The sequence below is a fragment of the Sphingomonas sp. MMS24-J45 genome (assembly GCF_044881195.1).
Lineage (GTDB): Bacteria > Pseudomonadota > Alphaproteobacteria > Sphingomonadales > Sphingomonadaceae > Sphingomonas.
Window position 1 is genome coordinate 1,991,502 of the sequence record NZ_CP173255.1, and the last position, 21,264, is coordinate 2,012,765.

22 protein-coding genes, 1 tRNA gene and 2 pseudogenes are annotated in these 21,264 nt (G+C 61.2%); 18 read left to right on the forward strand and 7 right to left on the reverse strand.

Features of this window, described 5'->3' with window-relative positions:
* Positions 1 to 35 precede the first annotated feature (35 nt).
* From AB5I39_RS09965 to AB5I39_RS10045, 17 genes and pseudogenes are all read left to right on the forward strand, one after another.
* Positions 36 to 1,514 carry an NAD(P)(+) transhydrogenase (Re/Si-specific) subunit beta gene (locus tag AB5I39_RS09965; protein WP_404365986.1) on the forward strand — a complete coding sequence of 493 codons (1,479 nt, stop codon included), beginning with the start codon at positions 36 to 38 and terminating at the stop codon, positions 1,512 to 1,514.
* 341 nt (positions 1,515 to 1,855) lie between these two features.
* On the forward strand, positions 1,856 to 2,743 hold the full coding sequence (locus AB5I39_RS09970) for a hypothetical protein (RefSeq protein ID WP_404365988.1): 888 nt from the start codon (positions 1,856 to 1,858) through the stop codon (positions 2,741 to 2,743).
* Positions 2,744 to 2,824: 81 nt separating this feature from the next.
* Positions 2,825 to 2,900: transfer RNA gene (locus AB5I39_RS09975), tRNA-Val, on the forward strand.
* Between the two features lie 303 nt (positions 2,901 to 3,203).
* Entirely contained in the window at positions 3,204 to 4,856 is a 1,653-nt protein-coding gene (locus AB5I39_RS09980) for an aldehyde dehydrogenase family protein (RefSeq protein WP_404365991.1), read from the forward strand.
* A 155-nt stretch (positions 4,857 to 5,011) separates the two neighbouring features.
* Complete coding sequence (locus AB5I39_RS09985) at positions 5,012 to 5,539, forward strand: ester cyclase (protein ID WP_404365994.1); 528 nt, start codon at positions 5,012 to 5,014, stop codon at positions 5,537 to 5,539.
* A 144-nt stretch (positions 5,540 to 5,683) separates the two neighbouring features.
* Positions 5,684 to 6,460: an enoyl-CoA hydratase/isomerase family protein gene (locus tag AB5I39_RS09990; RefSeq protein WP_404365997.1), complete on the forward strand. Its 777-nt coding sequence runs from the start codon at positions 5,684 to 5,686 to the stop codon at positions 6,458 to 6,460.
* The gene (locus AB5I39_RS09995) at positions 6,457 to 7,356 is read left to right on the forward strand and encodes an alpha/beta hydrolase fold domain-containing protein (RefSeq protein ID WP_404365999.1); all 900 of its coding nucleotides are present in this window, start codon (positions 6,457 to 6,459) and stop codon (positions 7,354 to 7,356) included. The genes AB5I39_RS09990 and AB5I39_RS09995 overlap by 4 nt, the downstream gene beginning before the upstream one ends.
* 3 nt (positions 7,357 to 7,359) lie before the next feature.
* Positions 7,360 to 7,968, forward strand: a complete 609-nt coding sequence (locus tag AB5I39_RS10000) for a UbiX family flavin prenyltransferase (RefSeq protein ID WP_404366002.1) — start codon at positions 7,360 to 7,362, stop codon at positions 7,966 to 7,968.
* Positions 7,965 to 8,792: an MBL fold metallo-hydrolase gene (locus tag AB5I39_RS10005; protein WP_404366005.1), complete on the forward strand. Its 828-nt coding sequence runs from the start codon at positions 7,965 to 7,967 to the stop codon at positions 8,790 to 8,792. Before AB5I39_RS10000 ends, AB5I39_RS10005 begins: the two co-directional genes overlap by 4 nt.
* On the forward strand, positions 8,789 to 10,312 hold the full coding sequence (locus tag AB5I39_RS10010) for a UbiD family decarboxylase (protein ID WP_404366008.1): 1,524 nt from the start codon (positions 8,789 to 8,791) through the stop codon (positions 10,310 to 10,312). The genes AB5I39_RS10005 and AB5I39_RS10010 overlap by 4 nt, the downstream gene beginning before the upstream one ends.
* Complete coding sequence (locus tag AB5I39_RS10015; RefSeq protein ID WP_404366011.1) at positions 10,309 to 10,515, forward strand: hypothetical protein; 207 nt, start codon at positions 10,309 to 10,311, stop codon at positions 10,513 to 10,515. The genes AB5I39_RS10010 and AB5I39_RS10015 overlap by 4 nt, the downstream gene beginning before the upstream one ends.
* A gap of 21 nt (positions 10,516 to 10,536) precedes the next feature.
* Positions 10,537 to 10,749 (forward strand): annotated as a pseudogene (locus AB5I39_RS10020) (ester cyclase); the annotation flags it as partial.
* A 3-nt stretch (positions 10,750 to 10,752) separates the two neighbouring features.
* A complete protein-coding gene (locus AB5I39_RS10025) occupies positions 10,753 to 11,367 on the forward strand; it encodes an NADPH-dependent F420 reductase (RefSeq protein WP_404366013.1) in 615 nt (204 codons plus the stop codon).
* A gap of 12 nt (positions 11,368 to 11,379) precedes the next feature.
* The gene (locus AB5I39_RS10030) at positions 11,380 to 12,012 is read left to right on the forward strand and encodes an NADPH-dependent F420 reductase (RefSeq protein ID WP_404366016.1); all 633 of its coding nucleotides are present in this window, start codon (positions 11,380 to 11,382) and stop codon (positions 12,010 to 12,012) included.
* 9 nt (positions 12,013 to 12,021) lie between these two features.
* On the forward strand, positions 12,022 to 12,738 hold the full coding sequence (locus AB5I39_RS10035) for an SDR family oxidoreductase (RefSeq protein ID WP_404366018.1): 717 nt from the start codon (positions 12,022 to 12,024) through the stop codon (positions 12,736 to 12,738).
* Between the two features lie 285 nt (positions 12,739 to 13,023).
* Positions 13,024 to 13,830 carry an outer membrane protein gene (locus tag AB5I39_RS10040; RefSeq protein ID WP_404366021.1) on the forward strand — a complete coding sequence of 269 codons (807 nt, stop codon included), beginning with the start codon at positions 13,024 to 13,026 and terminating at the stop codon, positions 13,828 to 13,830.
* A 365-nt stretch (positions 13,831 to 14,195) separates the two neighbouring features.
* Complete coding sequence (locus AB5I39_RS10045) at positions 14,196 to 14,591, forward strand: hypothetical protein (protein WP_404366023.1); 396 nt, start codon at positions 14,196 to 14,198, stop codon at positions 14,589 to 14,591.
* A 423-nt stretch (positions 14,592 to 15,014) separates the two neighbouring features.
* Here AB5I39_RS10045 and AB5I39_RS10050 read toward each other — a convergent pair whose 3' ends face one another.
* The 7 genes and pseudogenes from AB5I39_RS10050 to AB5I39_RS10080 form a co-directional block, all read right to left on the reverse strand.
* The gene (locus AB5I39_RS10050; RefSeq protein WP_404366026.1) at positions 15,015 to 15,650 is read right to left on the reverse strand and encodes a glutathione S-transferase family protein; all 636 of its coding nucleotides are present in this window, start codon (positions 15,648 to 15,650) and stop codon (positions 15,015 to 15,017) included.
* A 61-nt stretch (positions 15,651 to 15,711) separates the two neighbouring features.
* Positions 15,712 to 16,917: an RNA polymerase sigma factor gene (locus AB5I39_RS10055; RefSeq protein WP_404366029.1), complete on the reverse strand. Its 1,206-nt coding sequence runs from the start codon at positions 16,915 to 16,917 to the stop codon at positions 15,712 to 15,714.
* 10 nt (positions 16,918 to 16,927) lie between these two features.
* Positions 16,928 to 17,269 carry a YciI family protein gene (locus AB5I39_RS10060; RefSeq protein WP_404366032.1) on the reverse strand — a complete coding sequence of 114 codons (342 nt, stop codon included), beginning with the start codon at positions 17,267 to 17,269 and terminating at the stop codon, positions 16,928 to 16,930.
* A gap of 321 nt (positions 17,270 to 17,590) precedes the next feature.
* Positions 17,591 to 18,283 (reverse strand): annotated as a pseudogene (locus tag AB5I39_RS10065) (transposase); the annotation flags it as partial.
* 133 nt (positions 18,284 to 18,416) lie between these two features.
* Positions 18,417 to 18,914: an ester cyclase gene (locus AB5I39_RS10070; RefSeq protein ID WP_404366035.1), complete on the reverse strand. Its 498-nt coding sequence runs from the start codon at positions 18,912 to 18,914 to the stop codon at positions 18,417 to 18,419.
* Between the two features lie 111 nt (positions 18,915 to 19,025).
* Entirely contained in the window at positions 19,026 to 19,727 is a 702-nt protein-coding gene (locus AB5I39_RS10075; protein ID WP_404366038.1) for a helix-turn-helix domain-containing protein, read from the reverse strand.
* A 235-nt stretch (positions 19,728 to 19,962) separates the two neighbouring features.
* Positions 19,963 to 20,655 carry a hypothetical protein gene (locus tag AB5I39_RS10080; RefSeq protein ID WP_404366041.1) on the reverse strand — a complete coding sequence of 231 codons (693 nt, stop codon included), beginning with the start codon at positions 20,653 to 20,655 and terminating at the stop codon, positions 19,963 to 19,965.
* A gap of 451 nt (positions 20,656 to 21,106) precedes the next feature.
* Here AB5I39_RS10080 and AB5I39_RS10085 point away from each other — a divergent pair, with 451 nt between their 5' ends.
* Entirely contained in the window at positions 21,107 to 21,232 is a 126-nt protein-coding gene (locus AB5I39_RS10085; protein ID WP_404366044.1) for a hypothetical protein, read from the forward strand.
* Positions 21,233 to 21,264 lie beyond the last annotated feature (32 nt).

The following is a 21,264-nucleotide window of genomic DNA, read 5'->3' on the forward strand; positions in this document are numbered from 1 at the left end:
GGAAACGGGCACGGAATGGGGACGGATTGCGCGATATGGAACATGTGACGGCAAATCCCTGGGCATCGCTCGCTTATCTCGTCGCGGGGGTGTGCTTCATCCTTGCGCTGCGCGGCCTGTCGAGCCCGGCGACCAGCCAGCAGGGCAACCGCATGGGCATCATCGGCATGACCATCGCGGTCGTGACGACACTCGCGACGCACGTGCCGATGATGCAGACGGCGGTCGCGATGCCGCATTTCGGCGTCGACATCACCGTCCTGCAGGCGCAAATCGACGTCGTCACGATCATCGAAATCCTCGCCGCCATCGGCATCGGTGCCGCGATCGGCATCGTCACCGCGCGGAAAATCGCGATGACCGACATGCCGCAGCTCGTGGCCGCGTTCCACTCGCTGGTCGGCCTGGCGGCGGTGCTCGTCGCCGCAGCGGCGTTCCTCAATCCCGAAGCCTTCGGCATCGCCGAGGATGGCGTGATCTTCGTGCAGAGCCGGATCGAGATGGGCCTCGGCATCGCGATCGGCGCGATCACCTTCAGCGGATCGGTCATCGCCTTCCTGAAGCTCAACGGCAACATGGGCGGCAAGCCGATCATGCTGCCGGGTCGCCACGTCATCAATCTCGGCGTGCTCGCGGCGATCCTCGGGCTGGTCGCGTATTTCACGCAGGACCAGAGCCCGTGGATCTTCTGGACCGTCACGATCCTCAGCTTCGCGATCGGTTTCTTGCTGATCATCCCGATCGGCGGCGCGGACATGCCGGTCGTCGTGTCGATGCTCAACAGCTATTCGGGCTGGGCGGCGGCGGCGATGGGCTTCACGCTGCACAACACCGCGATGATCATCACCGGCGCGCTGGTCGGCTCGTCGGGCGCGATCCTCAGCTACATCATGTGCAAGGCGATGAACCGCAGCTTCATCAGCGTGATCGCAGGCGGCTTCGGCGGCGATGCCGGGCCGAGCGGCGGCGAAGCCAAGGAACAGCGCCCGTGGAAGCGCGGCTCTGCCGAGGACGCCGCCTTTCTGCTCGGCCAGGCCGAACAGGTCATCATCGTCCCCGGCTACGGCATGGCGGTCAGCCAAGCGCAGCACACGCTGCGCGAAATGGGCGACAAGCTGAAGGAACATGGCGTTCGTGTGAAATACGCGATCCATCCCGTCGCCGGGCGTATGCCGGGGCACATGAACGTGCTGCTCGCCGAGGCGAACGTGCCGTATGACGATGTGTTCGAGCTGGAGGACATCAACAGCGAATTCGCGCAGACCGACATCGCTTTCGTGATCGGTGCGAACGACGTGACCAATCCGGCGGCCAAGACCGACAAGAGCTCTCCGATCTACGGGATGCCGGTGCTCGATGTCGAAAAGGCCAAGACCGTGCTGTTCATCAAGCGTTCGATGGGCGGGGTCGGCTATGCCGGGGTCGATAACGACGTGTTCTACATGGACAACACCATGATGCTGCTCGGCGATGCCAAGAAGATGGTCGAGGAAATCGTCAAGTCGCTGGAGTGAGTCGGGGCTATATTCTCAACGTGACGCATCGGCTGGAATGGCCGCTCTGATGCCATATGGACCGGATTGCCGCCGAATTGGATGTAAGTCGACCGTACGTCCCGCGTCGGCCACAGATTGCCGCCGAACCGGCGGCAGTTCGACTACCCCAATTTGGCGTAATGCGTAATTTCCATACTCGTATCGGGCCAATTCGGGCCGATCGAAGGGGATGGCAGAATGGTTAAGGGGTTGGCGGGGCGACCGGCACCGAAATGTTCGCGGCATCCGGCGGCTCAACGATGAGCTGGGCTGGGCAACTTTCGACCGGAAGGCCGGCGACTCTGATCATCGCTGATGCTGTGGCCGGCACCACGCCAGAGGATGCCGTCATCGCGGCGGGGGGCGAACTGCGGGGTAGGGTAAGCTGGGCGGACGCGTGCGTGCGGCTCGAACGGCAGGGGCCGCTTACGGTGGTGCTGGCCGAGGCGCGCGGTGTTTCGGACGCTGCCATCGCGCCGGTGCTCCCGCTGCTCGACGCGATTGGCCGCCGCGGCGAAGCGCGGATCGTCGCGACGCTCGACTTCGAGCAAATCGACTTGCTGAGCGCAACACTCGGCGGGCCGGGGGTGGATTTGTTGTGCGCACCCAGCGAGGCCGAGCGCGTGGCGGCTTTGTGCCTTGCCGGGATGCGCGATGGCGCGCGTGTCCATGACGTCAGCCGCAATGCCGAAGCGGTTCGCTTGCAGCGTCTGAACGAAGAGGTGGCGCGGATCGCCGAAACGCTCGCGCGGCTCACTCGCGGCGAAACCGACACTCGTTATAGCGAGCGCCCGGCGATCGCGAGCGTCAACGCGCCGGCACAAGGTTATCGCGCGCCACCGCCGACCACCGACGGGGCGGAGGTAACGGCGCGCGATATTCGCGAGGCGATCCGGGCGCGGCGCTTGCGTGATCAGTATTTCGGCAAGGGCCTGTTCGAGGATCCCGGGTGGGACATGCTGCTGGACCTGTTCGCCGCCGAATTGGAGCGCGCGCAAGTGTCGGTCTCGAGCCTGTGCATCGCCGCCGCCGTCGCGCCCACCACTGCGCTGCGCTGGATCACGCGCATGACCGAGGCTGGCCTGTTCGAGCGCCAGCCCGACCCGTTCGACCGGCGCCGCGCCTTTCTGGGCTTGTCGCCGCGCGCGAGTGTGGGAATGCGCAATTATGCCGCAGCGGTCGGTCGCGGCGGACTGGCGATGGTCTGATGGAAGGCACCATAGCGTAGGCGCTTTACGAGCAGGCTTGCTCCAGCCGAAAAGCACGCTAAGACGCAGCCTCCCGAACGGGGGCGATTAGCTCAGTTGGTAGAGCGTCTCGTTTACACCGAGAATGTCGGCGGTTCGAGCCCGTCATCGCCCACCATAAAAATCCTGCATAATCAAGATCATCACCCGGCTCTCCGGGTGATGATCTTGTTCCTGTCGGCGGTGATGGTCAGCAAATGGTCAGCACGCCATCATCGCGGAAGAGTTGCGGGAGGCGTTGGCGTTGCATGCCCGCTAGCTCAGCAGCGCGTTCGGCGCTGGCGGCGGTATCGCCGAGCAAAGGAGAGACGATTGCACGAAGCGTCGATCGGGCCCAGCCGGTCCCGCCTTCTTCGATCGCGGCAGCGGGGAAGCCCCCCTCACGCGCCAATGAGCCGAGGAATTCGCGTGAGCTTCCGGCTTGGATCACATCACGCTGCCATTGTCGCAGACCGGTCGCGGTTATCGCCCGAAGGCTATTCTGCTCCTCCGGAATGCCCAGCGCCGTAGCAAGATCCCCCCAGCAATGCCCGCCGCCGCGATAACAGCGGCGGAACCATTCCGACGCCCAAAGCACGAAGAGGCCTGGCCGATATCCCGTGGCAAGCAGTTCAATCGAGCCAAGCTCTTTCAGGTGCCGTTGCAGATCGGCGAACGCCGTTTCCGCAAGTCGATATTGGTGCAGCCATCTCCCGTTAGGCGCGGGCAAGCCATAAGGAGCTGCAAAAGCTTCGCCGATAGCGTCGAAGAAGCCGACGCCGCTGTCGACTCGGCCTATGAGGCGTTCGAGGACGGCCCCTGGGGGCGCATGCATCATGAGGAGCGGGCCAAAATCCTGTTCCGCATGGCCGACCTAATGGACGAGCGCGCCGACGACTTCGCCATCCGCGAGGCGATGGACATGGGGATGCCCTACAAGGACTTCCGCGAGATCATCATGCCGCATTGTTCCGGCCTGTTTCGGTTCTTTGGCGGGTTGGCGATGAGCGCAATGAATGGCGGGTACCGGTCAAGCTACGAATATGACATCCGGATCCTGACCCGGCGCGAGCCGCTGGGCGTGGTGGCGGCCATCACGCCCTTCAACTTCCCGCTGGCGCTCTCCTGCTCGAAGATCGCGCCGGCCTTGGCGGCGGGCAACACGATTGTCCACAAGCCCGCCTCGGATACCCCGCTGACCGCGCTGGCTTTGGCGCAGGTGGCGCTCGATGCGGGCGTGCCCAAGGGGGTCTACAACCTCATCACCGGGCCGGGCGGCCGCCTGGGCGATGCGCTGGTGAAGAACCCCAAGGTCGAGAAGATCGCCTTCACCGGGTCGACGGGCGTCGGCCAGGGCATCATGCGAAATGGCGCCGACACGATGAAGCACCTGACGATGGAGCTGGGCGGCAAGTCGCCCAACATCGTCTTCGCCGACGCAAACATGGAAGCAGCGCTCCAGGCGGCTTTCTGGGGCATTTTCTGGAATAAGGGCGAGGTCTGCGTCGCTGGCAGCCGCATCCTGGTCGAGCGCGCGATCTATGACGAGTTCGTCGAGCGGCTGTCTCGCATGGCGCAGGATGCCGTGCTGGGCGATCCGCTCGATCCCGCCACCCAGATCGGCCCGATCGCCAGCCGCGCGGAATATGACAAGGTGCTACGCTATGTGCAGGCCGGTAAGGACTCGTCGGCGCGACTGACCGCCGGCGGCGGCACGCGGCAGATCGACGGCAAGGGACTGTTCATCGAGGCGACGGTGTTTGCCGATGCCACCAACGACATGACGATCAGCCGCGAGGAAATCTTCGGCCCGGTCGTGCCGGTGATCCCGTTTGAGGGCGAAGACGAGGCGATTCGTCTGGCCAACGACACCCCCTATGGCCTCGCTTCCGGAATTCAGACCGGCGACATCGGCCGCGCCCTGAGGCTGGCCGATCGCATCAAAGCAGGTACGGTCTGGCTGAACACCTGGCACAAGTATCACCCGAACGCGCCTTTCGGCGGGTATCGCATGAGTGGATACGGCCGCGAGCAGGGCGCCGAGGCGCTTGAAAACTACAGCCAGTACAAGACGATCTGGGCGAACTTGGCCTGACTCTGCAGCCCGCCCGGATCAGCGGCCCCCGTCGCGTTCGCCCCCTACGCGAAGGGGGCCGCCACATTTTCCCTCAAACAAGGCTTATGCAGATGAGCACGAGCAGACGATATGCCGCTCTTGTAGCTGTAGCGCTCGCAGCCCTTCCGGCGACATTGGCCAGCGCGCAGGAGTCGGTCGGTGATCGCTTTCGGCGCGCGGCCTGCACCGACGGAATGCCGGTTTCGCGGGCCGTGCAACGGGCTAATGCGGCCGTGGTGCGCAGCTTTGTTGAGCAAGGTTTGGGCCGTGGCGATCTGACGGCCTTCGATCGATATGTGGCCCCCGAGATCTGGGTCTCGACAGGCCTGAAGCCGGAGGCGCCGATAACGAGCCGCGAGGAATACAAGCGTGTCGTTGCGAGCACGCTGGGCGTCGCGCTTTCATCAACAAACGCCACGTTGGATATTCAGGAAGTCCTGGTCACGCAGGATGGTAGGGTGATCGTGCGGTTCGTGGCCCACGCGGACCATGTCGGTGCGTTGAATGGCGTGCCTGCGACCAATCGCCGCCTTACGCTCGCGGAAACCCACCTGATGTGCGTGCGCGGCGGCAAGATCGTGGAGAACTATGTCGGCGCTTTGAACCCTCTCCAATGGGAAATGATCTACTCTGACAAGATCAAGCGGCAAGTGTTGCCATGATAGGTAAGCAGCCAGCCGCTGCGTCATACTACGCGCCATGCGAGACGCCAGCTGGTTCGGTTCCTGAGCATTAGACCCGACGCCGCCGCCTTTGCGCCCGGCCCGCAATACACTGCCGCTGCAAGACATGAACGGAGATCGCCAATGCTCGCACTTGAAGCTTATGCCGACGCTTATCCTTATGCCGCGTTTCATCGCGAGGGCGGGGTGCTGACTATCAGACTTCACACCAGTGGCAGCGACTGGGTGTTCAATCAGAATTCTCAGGACACGCTGGCGCGGCTGATGCGCGATGTGGCAGCTGACCGGGAAACACGGGTCGTGATCGTCGAGGGAACGGGGGAGACCTTTTGCGCCGGGCTGGACATGAACGAGGTCGGCGCCTTCGTTGCCCAATTCGACGCGGCCAGCGCTGATCGCTGGATCGTCAACGGCCGCAACGTCCTCTCGGCCTTTCTCGAAGTGGAATGCCCCATCATCTGGTGCCTGAACGGGCCGGTGACGATCCATCCCGAATTCTGGTTCGGCGGATGTGACATCATCCTCGCCGACCCAGCAGCCTATGTGCAGGACCTGACGCACATCGGCGGCGGCAACATGTGTGCCGGTGACACGCTGAGTGTGTGGGAGTCGCTGCTCGGGCTCGGCCGTGCGCGCTACTTTCACCTAATGGCGCAGCGGCTCGACGCGGACGAACTGCACCAGCTCGGCATCGTCCACGAAGTCGTGGCACGCGAGACGCAGCGTGACCGTGCACGCGAGATTGCTGCACAGCTGTTCAGGCTACCGCCGCTAACGCTGCGCTACTCGCGCTACTCGATCAACAGTCGCCTGCGCCGCAACGCGTTTCTCGACACGGCGCCGTCCTATGGCCTGCTTGGCGTTGCGGCGCTCGAGACGTTCGGGCCGCAGCGGGGGTGAGCGCGCCGTTCCTCACTCCGAGCGTTATTGCGCTGCTTGATAAGGTGAACGCCAATGCCGGTCCGCCGGATTATCGGCCGGAAGTTCAGCGCGCGGCGCTGAATGGCGCGATGGCGGCGCTTGGCTGGAGCGGCAACGGCACGGCGGATGAGCTGGTTGATCTCGATTCCGGTGCGACAATCCACATCTATCTTCCCGACGCAGCCGATGCCGCATCGACGATCGTCTACATCCATGGCGGCAGCTTCATTGCTGGCGGCGCGTCCAGTCACGGGCCGCTTGCGCGGAGTCTGGCGGATCGTACTGGAAGAATTGTTGCACTGGTCGACTATCGGCTCGCGCCCGAACATCTGGCGCCCGCCGCCTGCGACGATTGCGTCGCAGCCGTGCGCAAGCTGGCTGAGCGTGGGGTCGAGCGGCTGGCGATCGTCGGCGACAGTGCCGGCGGCGCCCTGGCGGCCGCAACCGCGCTGGCGGTGCGCGGATCGGTCAGGCCTGCGCTGCTTTTCCTGATCAATCCGATGATCAGCCCCGCGGCGAACTTCGATGGTTCGCTGCGAGAGTACTCCCACGGCTTTTTTGCCGGCGCCGATGATTTTGCCGCCGGGTGGGATGCGTATCGGGGGGGCGGGGGCTTCGGGACACTCGACGACCTGCTCGCCTTCGACGATCTGCCCGGACTGCCGCCGACGATCATCCTGACCAATGAGGTCGATCCCGTCCGCGATCAGGGCGAGCATTTCGCCGAGAAGCTCTCGGCGGCGGGTATAACCACTTTGTCACTACGCGCGCGCGGGCTGATCCACGCGGCTTGGCTGTTCCCAAAGGCATTGCCCGAGGCAGAGCTCCTCCTGGGGATCATCGCGGGCAGCTTGCGAACAGCCTTAGGGGCCTAAATCATGCGCATGATCGTTGGCGTGTCGGGTGCAACCGGAGTTGTTTACGCCATTCGATTGCTTGAGGTGCTCCGCGTCCTCCGCATCGAGAGCCATCTCGTCATCAGCAAGCCAGGCGAAATGACTCTCGCTTATGAGACGGAGCTCGCCACGCGCGAACTGCGGGCCATGGCCGATTTCAGCTATGCGATCGGCGATGTCGGCGCGGCGATTTCATCGGGTTCTTTCCGGACGATGGGCATGGTCATCGCGCCTTGTTCGATGCGCACGGTAGGAGAGATTGCGGCCTGCACAACGTCCAACCTGCTGACCCGGGCCGCCGATGTCTGCCTCAAGGAACGGCGCCGCCTGGTGTTGATGGTGCGCGAGACGCCGCTGCATACCGGCCACCTCAAAGCTATGCTTGCCGCGACCGAGGCGGGTGCGATCATGTTCCCGCCGGTGCCCGCCTTTTATGCCCGGCCGCAGAGCCTGGCCGACATGGTCGATCACACCATCGGCCGCGTGCTCGACCTGTTCGATCTCGACGCGGGTCTGGTCGACCGTTGGACCGGAGAACTGCCCGGCCGCGCGTCTGCAGACGTCGTGCCCCTTGAAAGGAGCTCGGAATGACTCCCCTCATTCACGTCTTCGCTGTTCCGCCGGACAAGTTCTTCGTCAATAGCTTCATCGTCGAAAGCGAGGCGGCATTGGTGCTCGTCGATACCCAGTTTCTCGTTTCAACCGCAGAGGCACTGGCGGACAAAGCCGCAAGCCTCTGCAAGCCGCTCGCCGGTATCGTGATCACGCATCCGCATCCCGATCACTTCAATGGTCCTCCGATCCTGCTCGACCGGTTGGGCCCTGTGCCTGTCTATGCCACCAGGACGACGATCGCTGGGATCGCCGAGACGCAGCCATCGAAGCTGGCCACCTGGACGCCTGTCCACGGTGACGACTACCCGTTGTTGGATGCGCTGCCGGATCAGGTGACAGGTAGCGACGAGACATGGACCATCGGCGGGATCGTGCTCCGTGTCGTTGATCTGGGGCCGGGGGAGAGCAGTGATATCACGGTGCTGCATGTGCCCGATGCCGATGCGCTGAACGTCTCGGATCTTGTCTATCACGGTTGCCACCCATGGCTGGCAGAACATCGCAGCGATGCCTGGCTTGATCAGCTTGATCGGGTCGAGAGCAGGTTCCCCAACACGCTTCACATATTCCGCGGCCACGGCATCGCCGGCGGGCGGGCGCTGTTCGACCTGCAGCGGCATTACATTCGCAAGCGGCAGGCTCTCGTCGCGCAGCGTGCGCGGGGCGGCGTCCTCGACACGGCGGGCCTGGCCCCGGTCCATGCAGCAACGCGCGCCGGACGTCAGGATTGGCCGCTCGCAGCCCTTGTCGACATGAATGAGGCGGCACTGGCCGCCGAACTGGCGGAGCAACAGACATGACCCACCATAAGGACCTGCGCAGTTACCTCGATGCGCTGGAATCGATCGGCGAAGTGCAACGGATTGCGCGCCCGGTCGCACTGGACCTCGAGATCGGTGCTGTCAGCCGGCGCGCGGGCGAGACCGGACAAGCCGCGCCGCTTTTCGAGAACATTCCCGAGCGCCCTGGTATGCGCGTGCTCGGCGCTCCCGGCGGGGTGTCGTCCCAGCCCGGGCAATGGCTGGCGCGGATCGCGCTGGCGCTCGGCCTGCCCGCAGGCGCGACCGGGCGCGACATCGTCGAGGCTATTGCAGCCGCCCGCGCCCGTCCACTCGTGCTGCCGCGCATTGTCGAGACCGGACCGTGCAAGGAGAACATCCACATCGGCACCGATGTCGACCTGATGGAGCTGCCGGCTCCGCTGCTGCACGACGGCGATGGCGGACGCTACCTCAACACCTTTGGCATCATCTGTTGCGAAACGCCCGACAAAAGCTGGCGCAGCTGGTCGATCGCGCGGATCATGGTGGTCGACGGCAAGCGCATGGCCGGGATCATCGCGCCCAACCAGCATATCGGCATGGTCCGCAAGACCTGGAGCGACATCGGCCAAGACATGCCCTTTGCCCTCTCTCTCGGCGGGCCGCCGGTGCTGCCCTATGTCGGCGGCATGCCGCTTCCCGAGCACATGAGCGAGGTCGAATATGCCGGCGCGATCCTGGGCGAAGCCATCGAGGTCGTGCGCGCCGAAACGGTAGACGTGCTAGTGCCCGCCACCGCCGAGATCGTGGTCGAGGGCCATGTCTCGCTGACCGAGACGGCGCCCGAGGGACCTATGGGCGAATATGCCGGCTACCTGTGGGAAGGGCCCCCCAGCCCCAAGCCGGTCTACAATGTCACCGCGATCACCCACCGCGACAGCCCGATCCTGCCGATCAGTGTCGCCGGCGAGCCGCCCGAGGAGAACCACACTGCTTGGGGCATCCCCAATGCTGGTGAGATCGTGTTCCTGCTGCGCGAGGCGGGGTTTCCCGTGGCCACTGCCTGGTCGCCATTTGAAAGCACCAACCACTGGTTTGCGATCAGCGTCGAGCGCGACTGGCGCGCAAAGACCGGCCTGCGCTCGTCCGAACTGTGCCGACGCATTGCCGACATCCTCTTCGAGAAGAAGGGCGGCATGGGCACGCCGAAATATCTGGTCGTCAACGATGATATCGACATCAGCAACACCCAGGAGTTGGTCTGGGCCTTCGCTACGCGCAACCATCCCGGCAGCCAGGGCGCGCTCGTCTACAATGACGAGAACACCAACCCGCTGGTTGCTTATATCGACAATGCCGAGAAGGCGTCGCTTCGCACCACCAAGGTGATCTACAACTGCCTCGACCCCGAGCATCTCGGCGGCAAGCTGCCCAAGCGTTCCTCATTCCGGCACGCCTATCCGATTGAGTTGCAAACGCAGATCACCTCAAACTGGGCAAGTTACGGATATTCGGCCGAGGACGCCGATACCCGCCGAACCAGCCTGCAACAGTCGTGAGCAGCACCGCCATGTCCACAAACCTGTTTGGCGCCGGCCTTTTTGCTGACTTCTACAATGCCAATGATCCGCAAGCCGCTGCGCGGCTCGTGGCCGAGCGCGTTGCGGAAAGCTTTGTCGATCACGCACCGATCTTCGGCGCCAGTCCCGACAAGGCGGGCTTTGCCGGTGCAGTGAGTGCAATGAATGCTGCCTTCCGCTAGGACTATGTCGTCGAGCAGCTCGTCAGCGAGGCCCACATGCACGTCGCCATCTGGCGATCGCAGGCGACCCATGTCGGCACATTGCTGGGCGTGGAGCCGACGGGCAAGACCTTCACCGTCACGGGCATCACCGCCTATGCCGTCGAGAATGGCCTGATCACGGCACATTGGGAACAGTTCGATGCGGTCACCATCCTCACCGAGCTTGGCATCAATCCGGCAATGGGAGCGTAAGGCATGAAGATTGGTATCATTGGAGCTGGCCACATCGGCGGAACGCTCGGTCACCTGCTGTCCCGCGCTGGACATGAAATCCTCTATGGTACCCGCAATCCGACTGCGGTCAGCGCCAAGGCCGGGACACTGGCCAAGGCGGCTGCCTTCGGGGAGGTTGTAATCTTCGCCGGGCCGTTCGGAGCTTGGCCGGACTTTGCGCGAGACAATGCGGCGGCGCTGGTGCGCAAGGTCCTGATCGACGCTTCCAACCCTTATCCCGACCGCGATGGACCGATGGCCGCGGCGGTGGTCGAATCAGGCCGGGGTTCGGCCGCCTATGTCACCGAGCTGCTGCCGGACAGCCACATCGTGCGGGCTTTCAATACCATCTACTGGATCGACCTGCGCGACGAGGCCGGCCGGCCGGGCGAGAAGCTAGCCATGCCGATCGCCGGGAATGACGCCGAAGCGGTGGGAATCGCGCAATCGCTTGTGCGCGATGCGGGGTTCGATCCGGTAGTGGTGGGCGGCCTGAAGCGCTCGATCGACCTTGATCCGGGCAGCCCGATCTACGGCAAATCCATGACAGCCGAGCGCTTGCGCGCAGAGCTTGGACTTGCAGCCGGAACGGCTTGAGAGGACTAGTTTATGAAAATTGGAATTATCGGCGCGGGCAATGTCGGAACCGGCCTCGGCAAGCGCCTAGCCGCGAAAGGTCACGACATCGTGGTGAGTTTCGCGCGAAGCCCCGACAAGGTGGTTTCCGCCGCAGTCAGTATTGGCAGAACAGCCCGCGTCGGGACGCCTGAGGAGGCGGCTCGCTACGGCGACGTCGTGATTATCGCCACGCCTTGGTCCGCAACCCTTGAGATAATCCATGCAATCGCACCGATGCTTGTGGGAAAGATTGTCTGGGACACTACCAATCCGTTGAAACCTGACATGAGCGGGTTGGAGATCGGCACTACCACGAGCGGTGGCGAGGAGATCGCTCGTGCCGCTCCTGGCGCTAAAATTGTCAAAGCCGTGCCGCCCTTCGCCGAGATATTGCTTTCGCCCTCATTGGAGATCGGCGGAGAACTTCCAGGGGTCTTCATCTGCGCCGAGGACGCGGAAGCCCGGAAGGTCATCCTGAGCTTGGTCGAGGATCTCCCAGCATCTGGCATCGACGCCGGACCGCTATCGCTCGCGCGCTACACCGAGCCGTTGGGAATGCTGCTCGTGCAGCTTGCCTATGCTCAGAGCATGGGTGCCCGCATCGGCACGCGGCTCATTCGTTAGGAAATAGGTATGCAGACGGGAGAGTTTGAAGGGCAACGTGTTTGCATCGTCGGCGGGACAGCGGGAATAGGATTGGCGATTGCGCGTAGCCTCGCCATCGAGGACTGCGAAGTCGTCATTGCTGGCCGCGATGAGGCGCGGGCGCGAAGAGTTGCTGGCGGTATCGGCCTCAATGTCGAGGGACGGGCAGTAGACGTTTTAAATGAGAGTTCGATTGCCGCGCTATTCGACAGTCTTGGCTTGATCGACCATCTGATCATCACCGCGGCGCAAGTGCACGGCGGTCGCTTCCGCGATGGGCCTTTGATGAATGCGCGGCAATCGTTTGAGGGAAAATTTTGGTCGCAATATCTTTGCGCGCGACTTGCCCGCGTGAGGCGTTCGATCCTGTTTTTTTCCGGCACGCTCAGTCGCAAGCCAATGGTTGGAACCTCGGTCATTGCAGCGGTTAACGGAGCTATTGAAGCGCTTGGGCGTTCGCTGGCAGTTGAACTCGCCCCGTTGCGCGTCAACGTAATTTCACCTGGGCTGATTACGGGAACAAATGCGTATTCTGCAATGCCACAGCAGGATGTTGATCGAATGATTCAAAGTGCCTCGCTTAATCTTCCATCTCGAATGGTTGGAAATCCAGAGAGTGTTGCAGGTTTGGCAACTGCTATACTGGCGTCGCCATATATAACCGGCGCAACATTCGATGTTGATGGTGGAGGCTTGATTTCCTAGGCGGCCATAAAATATTCACGTTGAATATTATTCAGGAATATTAGATTCGAACCAAGTTTAGTAAAGATGATTATATTTTACTGAAAGACCGAACTAATTTATAGGTTACGACGAAGTGCGAATCTAAACATTCGCAATTTGTTTCTGATTTGTTTCTGTCAAGTGAAATATAATTCATCTATTTTATACAATTTGTAACTTGGCATGCAGGGATGCCAAGGTATTGGTTGTAGGTGGGGTTTGGTTGTTGCGACAGGGCGCGGCAGCCCATTAAGGAGCCTTCCCTTGCCAAAAGGACTTTTCCCAAGCTTGACTCTACTATCTTTTGCGATCTCTGTTCCGGCTCACGCTCAATCGGATCAGGCGACGCAAGTTGATACGGGGCCATACGTCGGTCTAAGTGGCGGCGTCTCTCTGCCAAATAGATCCAATAACCGAGGCACTTTCAAGAGTGACGTTCCCGCTACGTCGGACTTCCCTGCAATAAGTTCTGGAACACCAATAAGCTGGCGAACCCGTTTCGATGCGGGGTTCAATATCGCGGGTCAGTTTGGGTACCGTTTTGAAAATGGATTTCGTCCCGAGGTCGAAGTCGCGTATTCAGAATTTGGCGTACGCGACCATTCCAGTTTGGCCGTAGGCGGCAACACTATCGACGGCTTGGATTCCGCCGTCTTAACTCAAGGCTCGGCGTCGATCACAAATCCAACCGTTGGCGCCGTATTATCGACGGATCCCAGCCGGATCAAAAATCTAGCGGTCTTCGGAAATTTATATTACGACTTTAATCGAACAGGTCGGTTGCAACCTTATGTCGGGGCCGGCCTTGGCGCGCAGCGAATCGATATTAAGTATGCGCCCTCAGGAGTAACCGTCGCAGACGCTGACAAGACGCGGTTCGCCTATCAGCTGATGGGCGGCGTAACATACAAGATAACACCTTCGGTCGATTTATTTGGTCAATATAACTATCGAGCCACCAGCGCCCGGGCTAATGTCGATTTGAGCCTGTTGCCCGCAACTCTCGGAGTCCAGTCCCGGCAGTCTATAATCAGCACAGGTGTCCGCATCCATTTCGGAAAAACACGGTGAGTAACTGGCGCCCGGCATATTAATGCCGGGCGTATTTTTTTGTACGTAATTAATATAAATGAATACATGCTAAATAAACGAGTAATGGACATAAATATATAATTTATGAGCTCGTATCAAACAGATTCTTTTTGTTTATTTGTTTTACAGAACTATCTACTAATTATGGAATATGTTAGCCTTATTCTAGTTATCGTATAAACGATATAGCAACCCTATGATTGGTTTGTCATAACGCAATGTTTAGAGGACAACGGCCGTTATTCCAGCGAGCGCACGAAGGTCTTGGATCTCGGGGGATAGGTGGTGATGGCCGCTATACGATTTTGTTGGTGTCGGGCAGGCGCTACTCTGTAGCGGCATGTTTGACGCTCACCGACGGCTCAATGCCGATGCAGGTCTTGCGGCGAGAGAAGGGTCCGCGCATTTTGCGCGATCGCGTTCTAGCTGGGATTGATCAATCACGAACCAAATGGTTGGCGCATTGGTTGATACGTCTTACCGCGTTACACGGCGAGATTGGCTTAACGACGGCGTTGATCCTTGATGGTTGCATAGATCCGGCCTGTTTCCCATGCGTCATGACCCTTTGTCGTGAAGGAGCATGGGTATACAAGTCGTCCATTAGAGATGCGACTCAAAATGTTGCCAGTCGCCTTGATCGTTTAACTCCGCTAACGCAGTCGCTGAACGCTGAAGGTTCTTATGCTCAAGAGTATGAATCAAGCATGAATTTGTTAGAGACTGATGTTGTCCATTAATCTATCGATAGCCGGATTATATTTGCCGAGCAAATACAGAAAATCGTCTCGGGATGAAATGGAATAGGTGACGTTGCGCGCGAAAAAGTATTTCGAGTGTTCAATGTTCGAACGGATATAATTTTTTATACATAATCTTATTTGGCCTTTATGAGTATTATAATTTATATATATATCGATCTAAATTATATCTAGTTTTTTAGCGGATTTTACGAAGTAGTATACTTTGGAAAGGCCGTAATCTCGCTCTTGTGGACGGCAGGACCTGGCATAGAATCGGTTCAGACGACAAGGCGACGGGTTGCCCCTCAGAAAACGGACAAATATTTTCTCGGCGTCGAAGTGAGATTTTGGCGAAACGGTTTGCGGCTGACGCCAGGATGGCGGCCGTCGCAGGTCGGACAGCGCCTCGCTTACGTCACATCAGGTTTCAGCTAGCGGCGAGGGTGGCATCGTCACCTGGACACTCGGCCGAGCCAGGTTGCGCTGGAGGTAGGACGAGAGTTGCGGCAGTGCGCCGATGAGCGCGGCACCCTCGGGCATCGTATTCGTGTAGAACAGGATCGGGACGAGATAGGCATCGACGCGGCCGAACGGCTCCTGGCCAATGTCTCCGTTCTTCAGCGCCGTCTCAAGAACATCGAGCGTCGCTGCCATCTTGGGCAGCAGCGTGTCGATGACCGCGCGATCAGGCCCGCCATCGGCGCCGCTCGGGAAGAAATAGGCGAACAGATATTGCCTGATGAGCAGCGGCTCGACCGTGCTGGTGATCATCGAGGTCCAACTGTCGCTGCGACGGGCCGCATCCGGATCTGCCGGTACGAGTTCCGGGCCATCGAACGTGCTATCCAGGTAATCGATGATCGCCCGCGACTCCCCGATCGCCACCGAACCGTGGCGCAGGATCGGAATCTTGCCGAAAGGGTGAACCGCCAGGGCCTCTGGACTATGCGGCGGCACGGGGATGTTCTCGTGGGCAACGCCCTTTTCCGCGAGCGCGATGCGTGTCGCCCAAACGAAATTGCTCTGCGGCAAACCGATGATCTGAACGGCGGACATGGTCTTCTCCTTGCTAATGCAAGGAGTGACGCCCGAGGCGAAGAGATTGGGACAATTGCGCTCAGTTTGCGTGCAGCGCCCGCTGGCTCAGCAGCCAGGTCCGGATCGCCGGGTGCTCGGCCAGGCCTGCAGCACGGGTGTAAGCGTCGGCTGCTTCTGTGTGCTCGCCTGCGGCAGCCAGCGCGAAGGCGCGAGTTGCCCAATAGGGCTGGTGGGCCTTGACCCAGTCGGGGTCCAATGCGTCCAGCGCTTGGATCGCGTCCAGCGGCTGACCGGACTGGGCCAGGGCGGCCGCGCGAGAGACATGGCTTCCGATCGTCGGCGCCATACTCACAAGCCCTTCATAAAGGTCGAGAATCGCGGTCCAGTTCGTGACGGGGCGACGGCGGCGATCGGCATGCACTGCCTGGATCGCCGCCTCGAGCTGGAACCGTCCGGGACGTCCGAGGCGGCCGGCCTGGCGCAGGCACCGTTCCGCCTCTGTCATTAAGGCTCCGTTCCAGCAGGCGGGGTCCTGCCCGCTGACAGGAACATACCGACCGCCGTGGATTGGCGATGGCCGGGCCGAGACGAGCAGCATGAGCGCAAGCAGTCCGGCGGCCTCAGGTTCACCGGGGGCCAACTCGGCAAGCAGTCGCCCCAGCCACAGCGCCTCGTGTTGTAAGGAATCGTCGCCCTCGCCGCCCCGCGACAGTGTAAAAGCGGCATAGACGGCGTCGAGGACAGGCTCCAGCCGATCGGCCAGCGCCTCCGGTTCGGGCGTCTCGAACCGCACGCCCGCACCAGCAAGCTTTGCCTTGGCGCGTACAAGTCGCTTCGTCATCGCTGCGGCGGAAACCAGAAAGGCCGAAGCCATGCGCTCGGCCGAGAGCCCCAGAACGGCCTGGAGCATGAGCGGCGTGCGCGCGCCAGCATCGATCGCCGGATGCGCGCAAGCGAGCAGCAGCCCCAGCCGCTGGTCGGGATAGGCCGCGTCCTCGTTCATGGCCGTTTCCGCCTCCTCTTGCATGCGAACAAGTTCGGCCAGCGCGAGGTCGGCACGGGCGCGGCGGCGGGCGCGGTCGATGCTGCGCCGCTGCGCCACCGTGACCAACCATCCTTGCGGATTGGCCGGTATCCCGGTGGCGGGCCAGCGCTCCAGTGCGGCGAGCAAGGCGTCCGCCAAGGCGTCCTCGGCTTCGGCAAGATCGCCGGACCGGGACGCGAGCAGGGCAACCAGGCGGCCATAGGCCCGGCGCGCCTCGGTCTCGACCGGGGACCAGGCCATTACCGGTCGGTCATGCGGTCAGGATCGGGCGAACTTCCACCGCACCGTAAGACGCAGCCGGGTTGCGTGCGGCCCACTGGAGCGCCTCGTCGAGATCGGCGACTTCGATCACGAAGTACCCGCCGAGCTCTTCCTTGCTGTCGATATAGGGTCCGTCGTGGACATCGCGCCGGCCATCGCGCAGCCGGACGGTCGTCGCCGTGGTCCCAGGCTTCAGCGCGTTGCCGCCGCGCATCACGCCGGCGTCGACCATCGCCTGGGTGTAGGCGATCCAGGCGTCCATGTCGCCATGGGCGTCGAGGGTTCCGTCGGCCTTAGCGGCGGGAACGTAGTTCATGATCATGTATTGCATGGCTTTCTCCTTTTCCAAACCCATGACGCACCGCTCAGCGGCATTCGGACATCAGGAGCGGGACGCAGCGAATTTTTCTCCAGGGCGGACGTCCGGGCCCCCTGTCGCCTAGCGCTCCTTCAAGATCATCAGGGTCGAGGTTGCCGAGGCAATAAGAGCCCCGCAGGCATCAATCAGCCGCGCTTCGGCGAAGGCGATGCGGCGGCCCATGCTGACGATCCGCCCGTCCACTCCCACGGGACCGGTCCTGTCGGTCATCGCCTTGTCATAGGATACGTTGAGTTCGACGGTGGTGAAGGACTGGCCCTCGCCAAGTCGGCTCACCGCATGATCGAGGTCGATCAGATAGTTGGTGCTGTAGGCGTAGAAGGCCGCCTCGCGCGTCGCTGCGGTCCAGCGCGACGCGGGGTCGGTGAGGTTGATCCGCTTGGGGGTGACCGGCGTCGCGCCGCCGAACGCCGCATCGTCCAACACGTCCAGATACTCCGCGACAGCGCGTCCGACCGCTTCGGGTGGCAGGCCTTGCTCGCCCGGCACCGACCGCTGGCGATGGACGTCGGCGCGGATCAGGCTGGCATCGACCGCAAAGCCTTCACCGCCGACCAGCCCCTCGGCCATGCAGCGCGCCACGGTCATCTCGAACAGTTGCCGCAGCAAGTCGCTGTGGCGGAACCGACCATGCCGGTTCTTCGAGAAGGTCGAGTGGTCCGGCACATCGCCGTCCAGGCCCAAGCGACAGAACCAGCGATAAGCGAGGTTCAGATGCACGTCGTCGCACAGCCGCCGCTCGGAGCGGATGCCCATGCAATAGCCGATGATCAGCATCCGGATCATCAACTCCGGATCGATCGAAGGCCGACCGGTCTCGCTGTAGAACGGCCGCAGGTGCTCGCGGATATCGGACAGATCGACGAAACGGTCGATCGAGCGCAGCAGGTGATCCGCTGGCACATGCCGCTCCAGGTTGAAGCTGTAGAACAGCGCTTCCTGCGCCACCGTCCGCTCGCCCATCATCGGCCCGTCTCCGCTTCCTCGCAAAGACTGAATCAGATCGTCAGCGCGACTTCAAGGCTGAGTTTTTCAACAAAATAGGCCCAGTACCAGACGTTGGTTCCTCGCTAAATTTCGCCCGAAAGCAGCCATATACTTACCGTGGTGGCGGTGCGGCCAGTTTGCTTAAGTCAAACTTGGTCTCGGGCAGCAAACCGAGCTGCTGCATCATCGCGATATCGTCACGGCTTGCCCAGTGCTCGGCGATTAGGCCCTCCTTCACCACATACCAGTGGATGTGCTGCACATCCATTTGCTTATGCGTTGGAGAAACGCCGATCATCAGACCGCCGTTAACGGGGAGTTGCCCCGTGCCCTCATGAGTTCCGCGAAAACGACAGCGAGCGGCTACGGTATGCCCTTGGGCGACGATGTCCTGGATGGTGAACGACCAGTCCGGGAAGGTTGTCTTGATATCCTGTAGGATCGCCAGCACAGCACGTCTCGGCACCTCTCGACCGTGGTTGCGGGTTGGGTCGCTGAATAGGGCTGCGGCGTCCTCAATGCGCCCGGCAGAGACCAGCTCGTATTGACGTCGGACGATGCTGATATTGTCAGCTTCATTAGTCATCTGCTGGCTCCCAAATTCGACCATGGCCTCTACAGGCACGGCTATGCCCGTCGACGCAAACGCCAGACCCGTACAAACCTGGCGCCGCGTTAGGGCAGATTCATCGACGTACGGCGCGCTGTCCATGGCTTCTTTTCACCCGAGAGGCATGGCAACGTCTTGGACATTTCCGACATCCGGCAGGATGGTGCGCGGCGCGCCACCCGTCAGCGCCCTTACTTCACGATTGAAATGGGCTTGGTCGGCAAAGCCCTCGTCTGCAGCGACTGCAGCCAAAGGCTCACCCTGCTTTGCTGCAAGCAGCGCACGACGCAGCCGAACGATGCGTTGGAAACGCTTGGGATGCATGCCTAATTGGCGATGAAACCAGCGCGTGAACTGACGATCGCCGAGGTTAACTGCGCCAGCCGTTTGCGCGACGCTGCGGCCCTTAGCGAGCAGCGATGCCGCACTAGCCGCGCGAGCATCGGGCCTGAGGTCTGCAAACGCCTGCGGCATCAACCGGTCGGCAATGCGCCCCTCGGCGAAGCCATCCGCCAATTGGTCGACAATGGTCGAGGAGATGTCGCCGAGGTGGACGATCCGGTCGGTCAGCAATGCAAGTGGCAAGCCAAGCAATGACGAGGCTGTGACCGGATCCAGCGAAAGAAGCTGTACGCGACTGCCGACCGCATAGCTACTAGGACGCGCCACAGTCATCGGACCGATAATGTCGATTTGCCCATCGACGCAGGCAAACTCGACAGCCGTATCAGGAAGTACGATGCGCCGCGCCATAACTTCGAATTGGACGACCGAGGTCGGCCGCCTCGTCATGAACCTCGGGATTGCACTCATCGAAATCTGGTCCGCCGTGAGAGGGCAACTACCAAACTAAGATCCTTGAACCCCGATGGATATATGAGATTTGCTTTGTTATTCCGTGGCGGACGGCGTCTGTTTTCGCCCCGCTTGTTGTCGTTTGGTTGCGTCCTCGCGCTCTCCAAATGCCGACCTCGCTCGGCTAGTGGCTGTCGCATTTGTTAGATTCCTGAACATCCCGGCCTCGATCGTCGATACGCGCGAACCGCAATCAACCGGCCAAGCCCGTAGCCAAGGCGGAGACCGCCGAGTTGGAGCCGATAGGCACAACAAGGACTTCAACCAGCGTGACCGTGCCAAGCCCCCACCAATAGGCCGGGTGGACGCGATGCCAGTTCGCAAGATCGAAGACAATCCCTGCACAAATCGCTGCGGCCAAGGCTGTAATCACGGCGATTGGCGTAACGGTTCCAAGGTGAAAAAGCCCGAGCAGGCGGCTAAGCGCGGGGGCGGTGGTCAACACGGTACCGCAAAACATCAGCCGCTTGTGCCAGTCAGCGTGGTTGCGAAGCAAGACAGCTGCGAGAGTGAGTCCTCCGAAGCCCAAGATATGCAGAATATCAAGAGCAAGGAAAAGACCGAGCGGGAATACGCCGTTTATGCTTCCGCGCGCTACGGCCATTAGCGTCGCGGCAATCCCCAGCGGCACCATAACCGTTGCAATCCCCGAGCCCAGCCACCCGAGCCGGCGATGGAACCCGATGTTCGAGCCGTCCGCCACCAGCCAGTTCTGCACCAAGTACAGAACTATCCACGACGAAAACACGATCGCATGCAGGTGGACCGGCCATGGAAAATCGGTAAACCAGACTCGTTTCAAGACGACCTGAGAGCCGAAGCCGATCAGAACGATCAGGAAAATCACGACTGCCATGACTAGGAAGAACCGGCGTTCACGACCCATCAGCTTTGTGACATTCACTTCAGGCATAATGGCAACCGAAGTCCTTGATCCGCTGATGGATACGATGTCGCGACACGCGCCACTGGACAAGCGTAATCGGGTTCAAGTTTGGCCTGACAGGAAGGTATATAAATCTGTTTGGACGACAGCAGCCTGATGCTTTCGCCCACTTTCAGCCTCTCGTGACGCCCGACACGATAATGGCGGCTAGTGGGGCCGCAAGCCGCCGGTCCGCTAAGTGACCTAAGTGTGGTCGGTCGCGGTCTGAACCAAAACGGTCCTAGGTATATGACCGCGTATAGGGAGCCCCATCTCCGTCACTACAGGTGTGCCCCGCACGAAATTTTTTTTGGGGGCACGGGCGGGGGCACCGCGCCGCATGCGAGCGAAAAAAATGACGGAAATCAGCTGCTACTCGACATTATCGTGGTAGGGTCATCGCCCACCATCCATGCGACGGACGGCCCGCAAGTCGCTTTGGTCGGCATTCGCGTCGAAGCTCGATGTGCCGCTCCGATTTACGCTGATCCGCTGGGAAATGACGAGTAAGGACGACGAGATCAGCACATTGCGCTAGGAATTCTCTTCGGTGCGCGCACCCCGCGCCCT

Excerpts from the sequence above, each read along its gene's own strand:
- AB5I39_RS09990 (WP_404365997.1), top strand. The coding sequence starts at position 5,684 with ATGCTCGCACTTGAAGCTTATGCCGACGCTTATCCTTATGCCGCGTTT.
- AB5I39_RS10085 (WP_404366044.1), top strand. The coding sequence starts at position 21,107 with ATGCGACGGACGGCCCGCAAGTCGCTTTGGTCGGCATTCGCGTCGAAG.
- AB5I39_RS10070 (WP_404366035.1), bottom strand. The coding sequence starts at position 18,914 with ATGGTCGAATTTGGGAGCCAGCAGATGACTAATGAAGCTGACAATATC.
- AB5I39_RS10050 (WP_404366026.1), bottom strand. The coding sequence starts at position 15,650 with ATGTCCGCCGTTCAGATCATCGGTTTGCCGCAGAGCAATTTCGTTTGG.
- AB5I39_RS10055 (WP_404366029.1), bottom strand. The coding sequence starts at position 16,917 with ATGGCCTGGTCCCCGGTCGAGACCGAGGCGCGCCGGGCCTATGGCCGC.
- AB5I39_RS10025 (WP_404366013.1), top strand. The coding sequence starts at position 10,753 with ATGAAGATTGGTATCATTGGAGCTGGCCACATCGGCGGAACGCTCGGT.
- AB5I39_RS09965 (WP_404365986.1), top strand. The coding sequence starts at position 36 with ATGGAACATGTGACGGCAAATCCCTGGGCATCGCTCGCTTATCTCGTC.
- AB5I39_RS10030 (WP_404366016.1), top strand. The coding sequence starts at position 11,380 with ATGAAAATTGGAATTATCGGCGCGGGCAATGTCGGAACCGGCCTCGGC.
- AB5I39_RS10035 (WP_404366018.1), top strand. The coding sequence starts at position 12,022 with ATGCAGACGGGAGAGTTTGAAGGGCAACGTGTTTGCATCGTCGGCGGG.
- AB5I39_RS10005 (WP_404366005.1), top strand. The coding sequence starts at position 7,965 with ATGACTCCCCTCATTCACGTCTTCGCTGTTCCGCCGGACAAGTTCTTC.
- AB5I39_RS10075 (WP_404366038.1), bottom strand. The coding sequence starts at position 19,727 with ATGAGTGCAATCCCGAGGTTCATGACGAGGCGGCCGACCTCGGTCGTC.
- AB5I39_RS10000 (WP_404366002.1), top strand. The coding sequence starts at position 7,360 with ATGCGCATGATCGTTGGCGTGTCGGGTGCAACCGGAGTTGTTTACGCC.
- AB5I39_RS10060 (WP_404366032.1), bottom strand. The coding sequence starts at position 17,269 with ATGCAATACATGATCATGAACTACGTTCCCGCCGCTAAGGCCGACGGA.
- AB5I39_RS10010 (WP_404366008.1), top strand. The coding sequence starts at position 8,789 with ATGACCCACCATAAGGACCTGCGCAGTTACCTCGATGCGCTGGAATCG.
- AB5I39_RS10080 (WP_404366041.1), bottom strand. The coding sequence starts at position 20,655 with ATGGGTCGTGAACGCCGGTTCTTCCTAGTCATGGCAGTCGTGATTTTC.